A 15093-nucleotide genomic window follows, 5' to 3' on the forward strand; every position below is an offset into this window, starting at 1 on the left:
GGCGCAGGACTGGTGTTGCGGCGGGCAGGACCACGGCGCTGTAGAGGAAGCTCCCGCCCAGATTCCCCTCCATCGCTAGATCGCCTCGCGCGCGAGGCCGACAAAGTCGTTGCGCTACCACCCCGACTCTAATAGCTCGGTAGCCGAGACACAAGGAATCCTGAAGGCACGGAGCCCTGGTCGATCCCGGGTACTCTGACAGGCATGGAACGCGATATTCGCTTGGCGCTGGCCGTCCGCGATCTGGTCTTGGCGGTGGAGCGGTATCGCGGTCACGCGGCGCGCGGGCACCTGCGCATCGGCGTGACCGAGACCGTGGCACTGGGCCATCTCTACGTCAACGGCCCCCTGACCGCGAGCGAACTCGCCGCCGAACTGACCATCACCAGTGCCTCCGCGACCGAACTCGTCGACCGGATCGAGCAGGCCGGATACGCCCGACGGGTGCCGCATCCCACCGACCGGCGCAAGCGACTCATCTCGCTCAGCGACCACGGCCGCGACGAATTCAGTCGCATCTACGGGGAACTCGGCGAGATGCTCGGCGAGGTCTACCACCCGATGCCCCCCGCCGATCAGCGCCTGATCGATCAATTCATCACCGAGGCCAGCGCCGCCATCAACAACCGGGTCCGGGCGGACGCGAAACCGCAGACCTCCCGACGAGCGCTGGACGACAAGACCACGGCCTGACGGGCGCGCCGGTGGCAGGGGCTCTCGCTCTCGTCGACCCCGCGGGATCGCACCCGGATGGAGCGCGGATCGGGGTCTTCATGCGCGGCACTCGATCCGAGTGGCTCCCTGCAGGTCGAGGGGCCACCTTGGTCGCCAGGGGCTATGCCAGTTCGAGCACCCGGTCGTTCCCGAGGTCGGAGAGGTAGAGGTGACCATCGTCGCCGGTGGCGATTCCGGCGGGTCGATCGAGGCCCGTGAACGGAAGAGTGGCCGGGGCCGATGAACCGGACTCCAGTTCGAACACGTCGTTGGAGTCCAGGGTGGTCAGCAGCACCTCGCCGTCGTCGGAGACCGCCACCGCGTTCGGTGCGTGAACGTCACTGAACGGCAGGGTGGTGGGGGTGGACGCTCCGGCCGTGAGCTCGAGGACCCGATGGTTCCGCGAGTCGGGGACGATGACATCGCCCGCATCGCTCACGGTGACATCGGTGGGCCGGCTGAGTCCGGTGAACGGCAGCGTGGTGGGAGTGGCGGACCCGGCGGCCAGTTTCAGGACCCGGTTGTTGCCCCCGTCTGCGACATAGACGTCCCCGCCGTCGCTGACCGAAACCCCAAGGGGTTCATCGAGTCCGGTGAACGGCAGGGTAGTGGGAGTGGCGGAGCCGGCGACCAGTTCGAGGACCCGGTTATTGCCCGTGTCCGCGACGTAGACGTTCCCGCGGGCGTCCACCGCCACCGCCAGCGGGTCGTCGAGCCCGCTGAAGGGCAGCACCGTCTGGGTGGTTGCGCCGCTGGCCAGTTCGAGAACGCGGTTGTTTAAGGAATCGGCGACGAACACGGTCCCGTCCGCGTCGACCGCGACCCCCTGTGGGCTCGCCAGGCCGGTGAAGGCGAGCGCGGTCTGGGTCCGGGCGGCCGGTGGGTGCGGCGACGCGAGATAGGCGGCGACCGCACCCACCCCCGCGCCCACGACCACCATCGCGGCCAGCACACCGACCACGATCGTCGTCGTGCGTCGCCACCAGCGCACCGGTCCGGCCTGCCCACCTGCGCGGGTGCCGCCCGGCCGGTCTGCGCCCTCGACACCCCGGTGGGGCGGCGGGGTGTCGATTCGCACCCGGCGGGGCGGGGTCGCCGCCCGGACCTGAGGAGGAGGGCTCGGGGCGCGGATCCGGTCCGGTACCGGGGGTGTCGGCGGGGTCCGGATCTCCCGTGGTCCGGGCGCCGGCCGGGGGGACGACAGGGCGCTGCGCGCCGCCTGCGCCAACGCGCCGCAACTGTCGAACCGGGTGTCGCGGTCCTTCGCCAACGCCTGCCGGATCACCGGATCCATCGCGTCGGGAAGCGAGGGTCGCAGCACGGTCGGCCGCGGGATCGGCTGGTTGAGATGCGCATCGACCACCGCAGCGGCCGACCCCGAGTACGGGAGCCGACCGGTCAACAACTGGAACAGCATGCACCCGAGGGAATACACGTCGGCGCGGGGATCGAGTTCGACCCCCGCCACCAGAGCCTCGGGTGCCGCATACACCAGGGTGGCCACCAGCATGCCCGTCCTGGTCAGACGCCGGGTCTCGTCCAGGTTCTTCGCGATCCCGAAGTCCGTCAGCAACACTCGCCACACCCCGCCGCCGGCGGCCGGTCGCCCGGCGAGCAGCACGTTGGCCGGCTTGACGTCGCGATGCAGGATGCCGTGCTCGTGCGCGAAGTCGAGGGCCTGCCCAATTTCGGCGACGATGTGGACGGCCAGATCCGGTGGCAGCGGGCCGCGCCGCAGCAGCGTCGCCGCGTCCGTTCCCGCCACGTACTGCATGGCGATCCAGAGTCGGTCCCCCTCGCAGCCCCGGTCATATACAGTCACGATATTGGGGTGCTCGAGTCGCGCGGCGTGTTCGGCCTCGCGCACGAACCGCGCCCGCACGTAGTCGTCGGCGGTCCCATCGAGAACTTTCACCGCGACCCCCCGGGGCAGACTCCCGTGCCGCGCCAGATAGACCGTGCCCATCCCCCCGGTACCGAGCACCCGCTCGATCGTGTATCCGGCGAACATCGCACCCGGCACCAGATCGTGCTCGCTCATCCCCACGCACCCACCCTGCCCATCACAGGAGACCGCCTCACTCATTTCCGGTGTGCACGAGTAGTCGTCCTCGTGAGCGTCACGGTCGAGGTCACCGCCGCCCTTACGGACCAGCCACCACACGAGCCCCACCTCGCCTGATGAACCGATCCATGGCACGCACCACGAATGGTCGGCATGCCCGCCACGCCCGCCACGCGAGCAGCAGCGGTCCCTCGGACGACCGGCAGACCGCTCGAACGCACCACCAAGTATAACTCGGTATCCGAGTTATACGGGTGCCGAGGTGGATCGTCGCGCCTCCGAACACCCGCGATCATGCGTCCGCCGAGAACTCCGGGTCCGCCTTCGCGTTCGGCGTCGGTGGGGCGGCGTGAACGAGGGCGCTGCCCGCGTCCGGGCACAGAAACCACTCCACCTGCTCTCGCGGACAGACCCACCCGTGCCCCCGCACCGCTGGCGGCACAGGGGCACGAGGACCGCGCTCAGACGGGCAGCTGGTCGGTGTACTGAGGGCAGTACACCGACACCGAACCACCGATGACGTAACCCACCTCGTACGCGGACAGGGACGAATGCTGCAGACCTTCCGCAGCGACCTCCTCGAAGGTGGCGCCATCAGCGAATTCGCCGCAGATGTGATGGGCCAGCCCGACCCCGGCGTCGTCAGTGCTGAACGCGATCCCTTCATCGGCCATGCCCTCGACGAACACCGCGTCCTGGCCGGAGAGCGACGAGGCGGTATCGGCGTTGGCGACCGAGACGGCACCGAGGGCACTCACCCCGATCACGGCGGCCAGGGTCAGGGTGCGGGCGGCGGTGGTGATACGAATGGACATGACAGGCGTTCCTTTTGTCTTCGTCGGGGGAAACTGACAAGAGAAAGTCTGGGAGACCGGCCTGATCGAACCCTTACCGAATTCTTGAACGCCCGAGAATGAAACCGACAGGCAGGCCACCGAGCTCGACACCATGAATCGTCCCGCGTTCGATGCACCCCTTCCTTCTCGGGGCAGGTGATCCTCATGCCGAATAGCTACCGCGCCCAGGTACGGGAGGAAGGCCGTGCGCCTGGCCCTCGAGCACCGCCACGGGTACACCTGACGAGTACGAGGCGATCCGCACGATCACCGAGCGGATATCACCGAAGACGGATACGGCGCGGTGCGGGTCCATAAGGCGGAATCGGGCGATGGCGACATGCCCGCTGCGCCGGCATCCGAGGCCAAAGCTGAACTGCAGGCATGGCGAGGAAGAACGCCGAGCCGGAGAAGACCATCGAAATACTAAAGACTGCAACGCCTTTATCCGATCGGAAGTGCTACCCCCCACACACACATGATCCCGATTCATCACCGAACATCGCGATCAGCTGCCGGTCGCACCGATCCACCGGGTGCCCACCGAGCACCGGTGCACCATCGCCCCGAGGACCTTCTACGCCTGACGCAAGACCGCGATCGCGGCGCGAGCGGAAAACCTGCACGTTGCGGACGATGCCCGGTGACCCATTGCGCGAAAAAAATATTCATCACATCAGGGTCGCAATATACGGCTCTGCGCTTCGCAGGAGACCCTGTTCTTAAAGGGACTGCTGCCGTCGATCGGGACGTTGGCCGACGCCTTCGACAACGCCCTCACCGAGACGACGGCCGGGCCTACACGACCGAGTGCATCGCTGACCACTCCCCGTTCCGCGTCGGGCCGTTGCGCACCGTCAGCGACGTCGAGGAGGCCACTTCGGCGTTGGACACACTGGTACAACACCGCCCGGCTGATGCACCGGCCCGGGCGGATCCCGCCCACCGAGTACGACGTCAAGCAGTACGCTGCACACCGTGCCGATCAACCGTTCGCACACAAACAACACTGTGTGCATCAGACTCGGGATGGTTCACAATCCCCCGTCCGAGGCAGTTCGCCGCGGACGCAGGCGACGCCGGGCAGAAGCGGCCCACGCACAGGTATGGCCGTCCCGCACCGTGAACCCCCTGCCTCACCGCACAACCCGGCCAACGACCTCCCGGAGTACGGTCCACCGCCGCTGATCGGGCACGGCGAAACCCTCTCCCCCACACACGACTACGTCCGCCCCGGTCCAACATCGGACCGGGGCGGACGTAATGCAGGGCAGCCGTATCAGCAATACCAATACGTGGTCGAATAACCGTCGTCATACCAGCAGATGTAGACGTCGTCGGTGTGGCGCGGCGCGCCGGCCGAAGCCGCGTTCGCTGCGCCGACACCACCGAGCACGGACAAGCCGATAACCGACAACAACATCGACGAACGGGCAAAACGGCGGATGTGGGGGGTAAACATGGCGGAAACTCCTCAAAACGGGGCGGAATGACAAATCCAAGAATCCGCCCCCGCCCTTACCGATCCCTTATCAACTCCTGACCGATGAACCCCTCCTCCACCGGAGCTCAAACCCTCACCGATCGTGCATCCCTGCGCCTCGACGAGATGCGTGAGGACCTCCGACGCGAACTAGTACTACAGGGCTAATGCCTGGATCTTGAGTCGGCGCCTGAAGTGGTGTCTGCGGGCATCGGCTTGGGGCTCGCGTCGGAAGCATGACCAGTCGGCTGGCCAAGAGCGGTGCACGGAAGAAGACCGACCAGCTCGAAGAGGCGCTGCGCGGATTCTTCACCGACCACCACGCGACGATTCTGAAGATGATGCTCGACAACAGCGACCGGATCGGCGCCCAGATCCCGCACTCGACGCGCTGATCGAGGACGCGATCAGCCTTTCTCCCGACAGGCGACCCGCCTCGCTGACATCGTCGGCGTGAACACCGTTGCCGCCGCCGAGTTGATCGCCGAGACCGGGGTCGACATGACCCGATTCCCATCCGCCGCGCATCTGGTGTCGTGGGCGAAGTTCTGCCCGCAGACCCACCAGTCCGCCGGCAAGTCCATGAGCAAGGGCCGCGGAAAGGGCAACCCATGGCTGGCCGGCACTCTCGGCCGCATCGCGTTCGCCAACTCCCGCGCCGACACCTTCCTGGGCACCCGCTATCGGCGCCTCGCGCGACGCCGCGGCAAGCAGAAGGCGATCGTCGCCACCGGCAACTCGGTACTCACCGTCGTCTACCACCTACTCTCGGACCCAGACGCCGAATTCTGCGACCTCGGGCCCGGATACTACGAATCCCGGATCAACAAACACCGCCGCGCCCGCGACCTCGCCACCCAGCTCCAGGCACTCACCGGCCAGCACATCGCCATCCGCGACGGCAAAGCCGTCATCACCGACACCGCCGCCTGACCCCAAACTCAACGCGGCAGAACAACATAACCCGGCTCAGCCGGGTGCCTTCGGTCTGCCCACTCATCATCCTATTTTCGGGTCATACAAGGACTGATCCGATCCCCGTCCGGGAGCAAACAACACTCGACCCGAATCGCGCCGACGTGCGTGTAACGCCGCGGCCTCCACCGCGAATAACCAGCGAACGCTCTCGCGCCCACTACGGGGCACGGGAGAAAGGCAACAACCCTCCTGATGTCGACACCTCGGGTGGGGCGTGTCGTCACGGGTGCCGAGGGGTGCGCAGCGAAGAATCGACGTAGAACGCGACAGTCGAGGAGGGTGCCATGAACCCCAGCCGCATACGCAGGCTCAGGCCGGTGCCCGACACCGAGCCGCAAATGCTGTTTCGCACCATCCACGGATACCGGCGCGCCTTCCGCATGGCCGGTGACGGCCCCGCGCTGCTGCTGTTGCACGGCATCGGCGACAACTCCTCGACATGGACCGAGATCATCCCGCACCTCGCCGAGAATTACACCGTGATCGCACCCGATCTCCTCGGCCACGGACGCTCCGACAAACCCCGTGCCGACTACTCCGTCGCCGCCTATGCCAACGGCATGCGCGATCTACTCTCGACCCTGGGAATCGACCACGCCACCGTGATCGGACATTCGCTCGGCGGCGGCATCGCGATGCAGTTCGCCTACCAGTTCCCACAGATGGTGGATCGGCTCATCCTGGTTTCCGCCGGCGGTATCACCAAGGACGTTCATCCACTCCTGCGGCTCGCGGCGACACCGATCCTCAACGAGGCACTGAAATTGCTGCGCCTGCCGGGAGCGGTGCCCGCGGTGCGATGGGTGGGAACGGTGTTGACTCGACTGCACGGCACTGCCCTGCGCCCCGGTGCGGCGCTGCACGACACACCGGATCTGGTGCGTATCTTGACCGAACTTCCCGAGCCCACCGCGTGCGAGGCCTACCTACGCACCCTGCGTGCGGTGGTCGACTGGCGCGGACAGACGGTGACCATGCTCGACCGCTGCTATCTGACCGCAAGATTCGACGAGGCCAAATGGCGGCAAACTACTCAACATCGGAACCGTCGAGACAGCTCTCACCCCACACGTCTCGACGCGTGCCGCCGTGCTCGACGCGGTCGGAGCCGCCGAACGCAGCGCCACCTGATTCGGGCTCAGGTGACCGACGCCGGACACAACACCCACCCAGTACCTGGGGTAGGAACCCACGCGGCACGGTCACCGGTCGCGGACAGGCGCCACTCCGGAACCGATAGCTGCTTCAGCACGGCGGCGGACGGCACGGACCTACGGCGCGGCACCGGAATCCGAATTCCGTCCAAACCTATCGGAGGAGAGATTCCCTCGCTGCTGCGGTCGGATTTCGCTGTGAGAGAGGAGCTCCGCGCTGGTCTCCACCGGACGTGCAGCGCAACCGCATCCCCGAAATCCTGAGGACGGAACGCCTCCGCGGGCGGCGGATGCCGCCGATCATTCTCCCCGGTGGCGGCCGGGTGTCCGCATGGCCGAATCCGGGCCCGGGTCCGGGTTCGGGTCGGAACGCTGGAAGCCCGGATCGATGGTCAGGTCTTCGGTGTCGGCGAAGACCAGCCGCCCGTCGTCGAGCGCGACCGCCCACCGATGCACCGGCGCCCACTCATGCCCGCCGCCGCCCGGGTCGGTCACCGCCGCATAGTCCTCGGCCACCTCACCGGTGAGATCGGCCCCGGCGCTCCTGCGGACCAGCACCCGGACACCGACCGTCAACTCCGGGCCATCGACCGGCCGGCTGCCGCTGTATCGGGCCATACTGATGCACCTCTTCGCTCGGCGAAACTCCCGAGATCGAGCATAAGCACCGACCGGCCCGGTACGCGACCCGACCTGCAAGAACACCACCCGCGCACGGACGCCGCCGAAACCGTCTGCTGCCACCACGCCAGCGGCCACTATCTACGCGCAACGCAACCATCAAATGCCAGGCCGGACCGTAGCGGTCATTCAGCGGTGGCGGTGAGCGGACGCGCGAGCGCGTCGGCGACAGCTCGACTGCGCATCAATTCGCGGATCACCTGTGCGAAATGTGTTGCCCCAGCAGCCTCCAACGAGGCTGGGAGATTGAACGCACCTCCACGCCGCCGGTGGTAGTCGATCTGCTCGAGCAGCACCTCACGTACCGCCGCTGGTGAGCTCTGGTTCACCAGCATGAGGAAGTCGTCGGCGGTGTACACCTCGTAGCTGAGGATCGCGTCGTTCGTCTCCGCGAAGTCGAGGAACCGTTTGTCGTCGGTCACGACGTACTGCACGGCGGCGGCGTGCAGGTGGGCGTCGTAGTCGTCGGTGTACGCGAGGTCGGAATCGATGACGTTGCCCTTGATCCGGCCGTATGGCGCCACCGCGATGATGCGGTCCCGAATCCCGCCGACCTGCGCGTCGGAGTAGTGCGGGTGCTTCTTCCGGATGTGATAGATCAGCTCAGCGAGGATGTCCTCGGTCCACGTCAAGTGGAACATCGGCGACTTCCGGAAGGCGAGCAGGCATATCCAGTCCCTGAGCGTCCTCGAATAGAGGACGTTTGCATCCGTCAGAACCCCTGCGCTCACCCGACGAGGATAAACGCAGGGGCCCTCGTGGACGCGGAGCACCGGTCAGTACGTCATGCCTTCTGCGTCTTCGAAAGCGCGAAGGTCGTCGAACGCTGCTCGCTGCGCATCACGCTGCCGCTCTTGGTAAGCGATCACATCACTGCTCGTCAACCGAGTGTGGGTGCCGACTTTGTGGGCGGGGATCTCCCCCTCGCCGATGAGCTTCATCAGTGTCGGGCGGGAGATGTCCAGCATCTGAGCCGCGGTCGTGGTGGTGACCTCACTCGGCACCGACCCGATCGTGACGGTGCCACCAGCGGCAACAACCGCCACCACCGCGGTAAGAATCCGCGCAAGCTCCGCTGGTACCGCCGACTCCAGGCTGCTGGGATCGACAGCGCCGGCCTGCTCGACCTCCGTGGAAGTGACCGTGACGGTGGTCTTCGCGGCACGATCGGTCACAACAGCGCTCATCTCAAGCACCTCCTATGCCATAAATCGTAGTGATTTGCACTTATAAGTGCAACCGACTTCGTGTTGACGCTCCTTTCCCAACATCCCTGCCACGACCTGCCGAAGACGGCCGCCCTCTGGTCGGCGGGGATCCGGCGGCGCATCTGGTAGGGCGAGGCGTCGTCTCGGAGGATGGCCTCAGCAGACCCTGGCCGCAGAGACTTGCCCATCGCCGCCAATCAGATCGTGTCCGCCGCACAACATCGTGCCGGTGGTGGATCCTGGGAATGGGCACGCCGGACCACGGGCACCGTATCCAGCACGCCACGCACCGCTACCAGCATTTTGGCACCCATAGCCATAGTCCCTATGAACACCACCGTGCCGAGCGACGTGCCCCACGTCACCGATGCGCTCGACGAAGACCGGCGCGGAAGCACTCGCGGACATCGCCGCCCGGATCGAGGCGCATCTCGCCACCCACGACAGGTACTTCTGCGTTCCCCGGCGGCAAGGATTCCCTCGTCGTCCCCGACCTGGTCCGCCGCGTCGAACCCGAAGTGCCATTGATGTTCGAGCGTGCCTCGACTGCCCCGAGACCTACGATTACCTCACTGTCGCGGCCAGTAGGAATTGGCCACTGCCGTACGCTCCCTATGCCGCTGCGTTCCCGTCTGCGGTGCGGCGCACCACGGTGATTGCGGCCCTGTGGGCGGTGCACCTTACGGCGGGTAAGCGCGGCGCCTGATCCCGCGGTCAGTGTGGGTCGCAGCTCCAGCACCCGGAGCCCGAGCCGCTCGTCGAACGAGTCTGCCCACAACCTCCGAATCGCAGATCGTCCTCCCTGACTACGCGTTGACCGTGTCGGATCGGCGCACTTGCCAATCGACGGCAGAACTTGAAATCGGATCGGCGGTATCAGGGCCTGGCGCAACCCCTGGGCCGGGAAGTTTCTCTGCGAGCGCCAGCGAGTGCGGGTGGAGAAAGTTCTCGGAGCCTTGTGCCGACGCTTGCGCCGCCAGGGACCGCCGTCGATCAGGAACGGAAGGCCAGCACGTCAAAAACGAACGATGTTCTTCAACAGGGCGGAGCGCAGCGGAGTTCTTGTAGGGAATCAGAAATCGTGGCCAAATCTCAGCCCGGATGGCCACTGGGTGGCCAATTGGCCAATCCGGTGAGATTCCGCAGGTCAGGGGCTCGTGGTGCAGCGCAACCGCTACCATGAAAAGAACCGAATCTGGCGGGAAGTGGCGGATCGATGGCGGCTTCGCCACCAGGGCCATGTCTGGAACTCTTCCTGGCCGCCACCACGGATTTCTCCTTCTTCCGTTGACGGTCGCTCTGCGACGGCCCATGCCTTCGGAGCGGTCGGCAAGTGGCCCTCGGGTGAGCCCATGCCCCCTGGGGGGGTACTTCCCCGCACCCTAGGAGGGGATAACGGCGTGATCACACGGGAAGAGGATTGAGCCGGGACATCACGCCCCCGAGGACGATCAGCCTGTTCATCCTTGTCCACCTCTCAGGACCCGATCTCATGAAACCCACCGGCCTCCGTGCCACAACTCGCCCGCCCACCCTGCCCGGAGGGCAGCCGACCACCGACACGGGCGGCAGGCAGTGCCATGTCTGACCAAGGACCCGTACCGTACGAAAGCCTTACCCCGCACCTCATCCACGCGATGACCCCGCATCCAGGGGACTCGATGGGGACGTCGGCGGCAAATTTCCTCTTATTCGTCGCCGCCCCGGCCTGGCTCCCATTGAGCGCGGTCAACGATGGATTGCACAATGCGAGCGCGGCCTACATCAACTTCGTCGCAACCAAACTTCCATTCGCGGAGAACGACTCGAAGACCGTCAAGGCATTGAAATTCCTGGGCGGTGTGGTCCAACCGGTCCTGATGCCGTTCGCCGCGCTGTGGTGGAAAGGCACCGGCACACCCCTGGTCGTGTGGGAAATGCTCGAAAAGGCCAAGGAACACGACGAACCCGCCGTGCATGCTCCCGAGCACCCCCCGGCGCCGGCGCCGGCACCGACACCGACACCGAGCGGACCCGCCACCGCACCGACCGGTCCGACATCGAGCCTCGCCCCGGCCGGCGCCGGGGGACTCGGCAGCACCGCCGCCAACGCCCTCGCACCCCTCGCGGCGGTGCTTACGCTCGCCGCCGGTGGCCTCGTGTGGATCCAGCACCAAGACACCCCGTCGACCAGTGGGCCGACCCCCGTCGTCGAACCGGTCCAAGGGACCGGCAATGGAGCGAATCAGCCCGCCGCAGTTCCGGGCGATCCTGGGCCCGCCGCGGTACCGCCGATTCCCGCCCTGCCTGCGCCCATTGCCGCGCAGTCCCCTCCCAACCAAGGTGGAGGCGCCGCGTCGGATCCGGCCACGAATGGTTCCGGTACGGCCGGTACCGGCGGGGTCGGCGGGGCCGCACCGGCAGGTTCTGATGGCGGTGGGTCCGCTCCGGCTCCGGCGATGCCCGCAAGCGACCCTGGACATACCGGAACCCTTCCCGGACCACCCGCTCCTGTAATCAGTGGGGAGGGCGTCGTCACAAACCCAGACCCGGGAGGCGCCGGAACCCCTCCAATTGGGGTCGGTGGCAGCGCTGGATCCGCTCCGGCGATGCCCGGCTCGCAACCCGCTCCGGGCACCGGTGGCGGTGGGCAGGTCGCCCAGGCTCCGGCGATGCCCGGCTCGCAGCCCGCGCCGGATCCGGCGGAATCCGCTCCGGCTGGTACCGGTGGGGAGGACTACTATTGCCAAAGCGCTGTCCACTCGTGCCCGGGTGGTACCGACAGCTTCTCCTGCCACACTTCTGACCTTTCTGTCCCGTGCGAGGGAACTGATCCGACTGGTTCCGGGGGCGGCGTTCCGCCGGCGGGTTCGGCGACCGAGGAAGCTGTGACAGACGGTGCGGGTTCCAGTGGCTATACGGATCCGGGTCCTGTTCCGCCGGCGGGTTCGGCGACCGAGGAAGCTGTGACAGACGGTGCGGGTTCCAGTGGCTATACGGATCCGGGTCTTGTTCCGCCGGCGGGTTCGGCGACCGAGGAAGCTGTGACAGACGGTGCGGGTTCCAGTGGCTATACGGATCCGGGTCCTGCTCCGCCGGCGGGTTCGGCGACCGAGGAAGCTGTGACAGACGGTGCGGGTTCCAGTGGCTATACGGATCCGGGTCTTGTTCCGCCGGCGGGTTCGGCGACCGAGGAAGCTGTGACAGACGGTGCCGGTGTCGACGTCGAAGATACCGGGGCCGATCCGGGCACGTACACCGCTCCCGATCCCGTCGGTACCAGCGGATCCACCTACACCGACCCCGGCAGCACCGGCGGCGGCACCAGCGGATCCACCTACATCGACCCCAGCTACGGCTCCGACGGCACGGGAGACGCATTGTGACTCAGGTCCTTTCGTGTGGTGGTCCTGGGGGGCGGCACCAGCGGATCCACCTACACCGACCCCCGTGATGCCACCACCGGCGACGACACCAGCGGACCGCCTGGTCAGTAACGACCGCTGGCCGGGCGACGGTTAAACCTGCCGCCCCGGCAATCCACTACCGGCTGTTGTCCGTCGCTGAACGTGCCGACGATGGCGTCACTGTCGATGCCGTTGATGTCGATATGAGAAGGGCCCTTCCCGCGGTCGCGGGGAGGGCCTTCGTCGGAGTGGTAAGGGAATCGTCGGCGTGGTGACGTCGCGCGATCAGTGACTCAGTCGTGGCCACTTTCGGTGACGGCGACCCGTGCGGACTTCTCGTCGACGATGGACACTTTCGTTGCGAACGCCGCCGTCAACGCCTGCACCGCCAGGTTGTTTACCGCCCGCGGATATCCGCGGGCCGCATTGTGAATCAGGGTGACCGCGTCGTCGGTGAACAACGGATCCGTCCGGCCGGCGATCTTGCAGTGATGGGTGATGTAGTCCGCCGAATCTGTCGGGCTCATCCCGGCCAAGGCGTAGCGCACCGCGATCCGCTGGTCCAACGCGGCGAGTACCCCGAGTCGCAGCCGGTGCCGCAACGTCGGCTGCCCGACCAGCAGTGCCGCGAACGGTGACCCCGAATCCATGTCGTGGTTGGTCAGCATCCGGATGGCTTCCATCTGCGCGTTGTCGAGTAGATGCGCCTCGTCGATCACCACGACCGGGGTGCGGCCTCGCTCGGCGTATTCGGCGGCCAATGCCTCGGCGGCTTGCGGCGCCAAGGTCGCGGTGTAGAAACTCGGCACCCGGCCCAGTGCGGTGACGATGTGATGCAGCATTCCCCGCACTCCCACCGACGGGTTCGGTAGGTAGATGATCACATGCCGGGCTGGGTCCAAGGCCGCTGTCGCGGCGCGGATGGCGACGGTTTTCCCGGCGCCGACCTCGCCGGTGATCACTCCTAACGCGTGTTGGTCCACGCACCAGGAGATCCGGGCGACGGCTTCGGCGTGGCCGGGGTGCCGGTGCAGCATCGACGGTGCCAACCCTCGGCCGAACGGCATTCGGGTGAAGCCGTAGTAGGACTGCAGGCGTTCGATACTCATGCGGGCCGCCCGTCGCGGTGGGTGAATTCATCGGTGAGGTCGTCAATGCTCAACTGCCCGGGAAGCTGCTCACCACCGTTATCGTCGTCGGTGGGTCCGTAGAGGGCGTGATACCCGATCCGCCGATCGCTGCGAACCTGCTCATGATGGGTCTGGGCCGTCAACGCCAGATAGTCGATACCCGTCGCAGCGGGCGTGGGTCGTTCCGGAATCTCGGGCCGGGCTTTCGGGTGCACGTGCCGAGTGATGTTGTGCGGCACCGCCCGTCCGTGCGGGGCGTCGCGGTAGCGGACCTCGATGGTCTCCATGTCGAATGGGGAGAACACCAACTCGACCTTCCGTCCCACCAGGGCGTGATCGACCTGGTAGGTGTTGCCGTGCAACGACACCGTCGCCGTCTTGGTCACCGTCCGATACTCCGACCATAGGAACGCCTCGGTCAGATCGGCGGCCGTCGGCATCGCCGGTGTCCGTCCCAGCCGCGACCACCCGGACTCCCACCGATCGAGTGGGCTCTGCCCGGTTTCCGAATGCACCCGCCGGTGGTATTCGACTTCGATCCATCCCGTCAGCAGCCGGTTGAGCTCCAACAACGCGGTTCGGTGATCGAGACCCGCGGCGGTGAGATCCTCGGCGGTGGTGTCGGCGACCTCGACGAGGAACTGCTCCCGGACGGTGCGGAAGAACCGCTCGATCTTCCCGCGCCCTTGCGGGCGGTGCGGGGTCGAATGCACCAACCGGATACCGAGCTTCGCGCAGGCCCGCAGCAGCCACGCATCGACAAACGCCGAGCCGTTGTCGACGTAGACCGAGCCCGGGACGCCGCGCGCCGCGAGCGCCGGCTCCAACGCGACCCCGAGACGGACGGTGTCCTCAGAGAACCCGAACCGGTAGCCGGTGATCAACCGGGAATGATCATCCAAGAATGCGAACAGATACGTCTTGCGGCCACCGATCCTCGGCCCGTGCAGCGCGTCCCCGGTCCACCGATCGTTCGGGTTCTCCGCTTCGGACCGCCCGAACACAGTCGGGGCGTTCCCGGCGGCGGGGCCGATCAACTCCAGCCGGTGGAAATGGCGCAGCAGCGTCGATTCCGACGGCGCCCATCCCGCCGAGGCCCGCAGAATCCGTTGCACCTGCGCGACGGTGCGGGCCGGATTCTCCCGTTTCAGCGACGCCGCCAACTCCAAGGTCGCAGTGTCCGTCCGCGGAGTCCCCGCCCGCGTGGTGGGAATCAACTCCTCGAACCCACCGGCCCGGTAGCGGCGGATCCACCGATCGAGCGTGTCCCGCGAATACCTCACCCGGGTTCCGAACGGGTCGGTGTGCTGCCGGCTCGCGATCTCCCGCACCAGCCGGCCCCGGGCCTTCGTCGACAACCCGGCATCGAGCGCCGGGCAGATCAATTGGTAGCGGAACAACCCGACCGCATGGCTTCTCTCACGTCGTTTCTCATCATCGGTAGGCAACACGATCCCC

At 66.7% G+C, this 15093-nt stretch carries 12 protein-coding genes and 1 pseudogene; 5 read left to right on the forward strand and 8 right to left on the reverse strand.

The window, feature by feature from the left end; translation table 11 throughout:
• Positions 1-204 precede the first annotated feature (204 nt).
• On the forward strand, positions 205-693 hold the full coding sequence (locus RHA1_RS45260; protein WP_011600375.1) for a MarR family winged helix-turn-helix transcriptional regulator: 489 nt from the start codon (positions 205-207) through the stop codon (positions 691-693).
• A 142-nt stretch (positions 694-835) separates the two neighbouring features.
• On the opposite strand, the gene RHA1_RS43300 is transcribed toward RHA1_RS45260, so the two are convergent.
• The 3 genes from RHA1_RS43300 to RHA1_RS50150 all read right to left on the reverse strand — a co-directional run bounded on the left by RHA1_RS43300 (position 836) and on the right by RHA1_RS50150 (position 5077).
• Positions 836-2878 carry a serine/threonine-protein kinase PknD gene (locus RHA1_RS43300; protein WP_011600376.1) on the reverse strand — a complete coding sequence of 681 codons (2043 nt, stop codon included), beginning with the start codon at positions 2876-2878 and terminating at the stop codon, positions 836-838.
• A gap of 362 nt (positions 2879-3240) precedes the next feature.
• Complete coding sequence (locus tag RHA1_RS43305; protein WP_050787701.1) at positions 3241-3594, reverse strand: DUF732 domain-containing protein; 354 nt, start codon at positions 3592-3594, stop codon at positions 3241-3243.
• A 1300-nt stretch (positions 3595-4894) separates the two neighbouring features.
• Complete coding sequence (locus RHA1_RS50150; RefSeq protein ID WP_041813729.1) at positions 4895-5077, reverse strand: hypothetical protein; 183 nt, start codon at positions 5075-5077, stop codon at positions 4895-4897.
• Between the two features lie 257 nt (positions 5078-5334).
• Between RHA1_RS50150 and RHA1_RS51270 the strand changes: the two genes are divergently transcribed.
• From RHA1_RS51270 to RHA1_RS43320, 3 genes and pseudogenes are all read left to right on the forward strand, one after another.
• Positions 5335-5493, forward strand: a complete 159-nt coding sequence (locus RHA1_RS51270; RefSeq protein ID WP_011600380.1) for a hypothetical protein — start codon at positions 5335-5337, stop codon at positions 5491-5493.
• A gap of 58 nt (positions 5494-5551) precedes the next feature.
• Positions 5552-6031: a transposase gene (locus RHA1_RS45265; protein WP_050787702.1), complete on the forward strand. Its 480-nt coding sequence runs from the start codon at positions 5552-5554 to the stop codon at positions 6029-6031.
• 329 nt (positions 6032-6360) lie between these two features.
• Positions 6361-7207, forward strand: a pseudogene (locus tag RHA1_RS43320) (alpha/beta fold hydrolase).
• Between the two features lie 323 nt (positions 7208-7530).
• Here the strand turns inward: RHA1_RS43320 and RHA1_RS43325 are convergent.
• The 3 genes from RHA1_RS43325 to RHA1_RS43335 form a co-directional block, all read right to left on the reverse strand.
• A complete protein-coding gene (locus RHA1_RS43325; protein WP_011600383.1) occupies positions 7531-7848 on the reverse strand; it encodes a hypothetical protein in 318 nt (105 codons plus the stop codon).
• 188 nt (positions 7849-8036) lie between these two features.
• Entirely contained in the window at positions 8037-8642 is a 606-nt protein-coding gene (locus RHA1_RS43330; protein WP_041813730.1) for a hypothetical protein, read from the reverse strand.
• 45 nt (positions 8643-8687) lie between these two features.
• A complete protein-coding gene (locus RHA1_RS43335; protein WP_011600385.1) occupies positions 8688-9098 on the reverse strand; it encodes a helix-turn-helix domain-containing protein in 411 nt (136 codons plus the stop codon).
• A gap of 3200 nt (positions 9099-12298) precedes the next feature.
• Between RHA1_RS43335 and RHA1_RS50160 the strand changes: the two genes are divergently transcribed.
• Entirely contained in the window at positions 12299-12484 is a 186-nt protein-coding gene (locus tag RHA1_RS50160) for a hypothetical protein (RefSeq protein ID WP_050787703.1), read from the forward strand.
• 314 nt (positions 12485-12798) lie between these two features.
• On the opposite strand, the gene RHA1_RS43345 is transcribed toward RHA1_RS50160, so the two are convergent.
• Both RHA1_RS43345 and RHA1_RS43350 read right to left on the reverse strand, forming a co-directional pair.
• A complete protein-coding gene (locus tag RHA1_RS43345) occupies positions 12799-13614 on the reverse strand; it encodes an ExeA family protein (RefSeq protein WP_011600389.1) in 816 nt (271 codons plus the stop codon).
• The gene (locus tag RHA1_RS43350) at positions 13611-15083 is read right to left on the reverse strand and encodes a DDE-type integrase/transposase/recombinase (protein WP_011600390.1); all 1473 of its coding nucleotides are present in this window, start codon (positions 15081-15083) and stop codon (positions 13611-13613) included. Before RHA1_RS43350 ends, RHA1_RS43345 begins: the two co-directional genes overlap by 4 nt.
• Positions 15084-15093 lie beyond the last annotated feature (10 nt).

This window comes from Rhodococcus jostii RHA1 (genome assembly GCF_000014565.1).
Taxonomy (GTDB): domain Bacteria; phylum Actinomycetota; class Actinomycetes; order Mycobacteriales; family Mycobacteriaceae; genus Rhodococcus_F; species Rhodococcus_F jostii_A.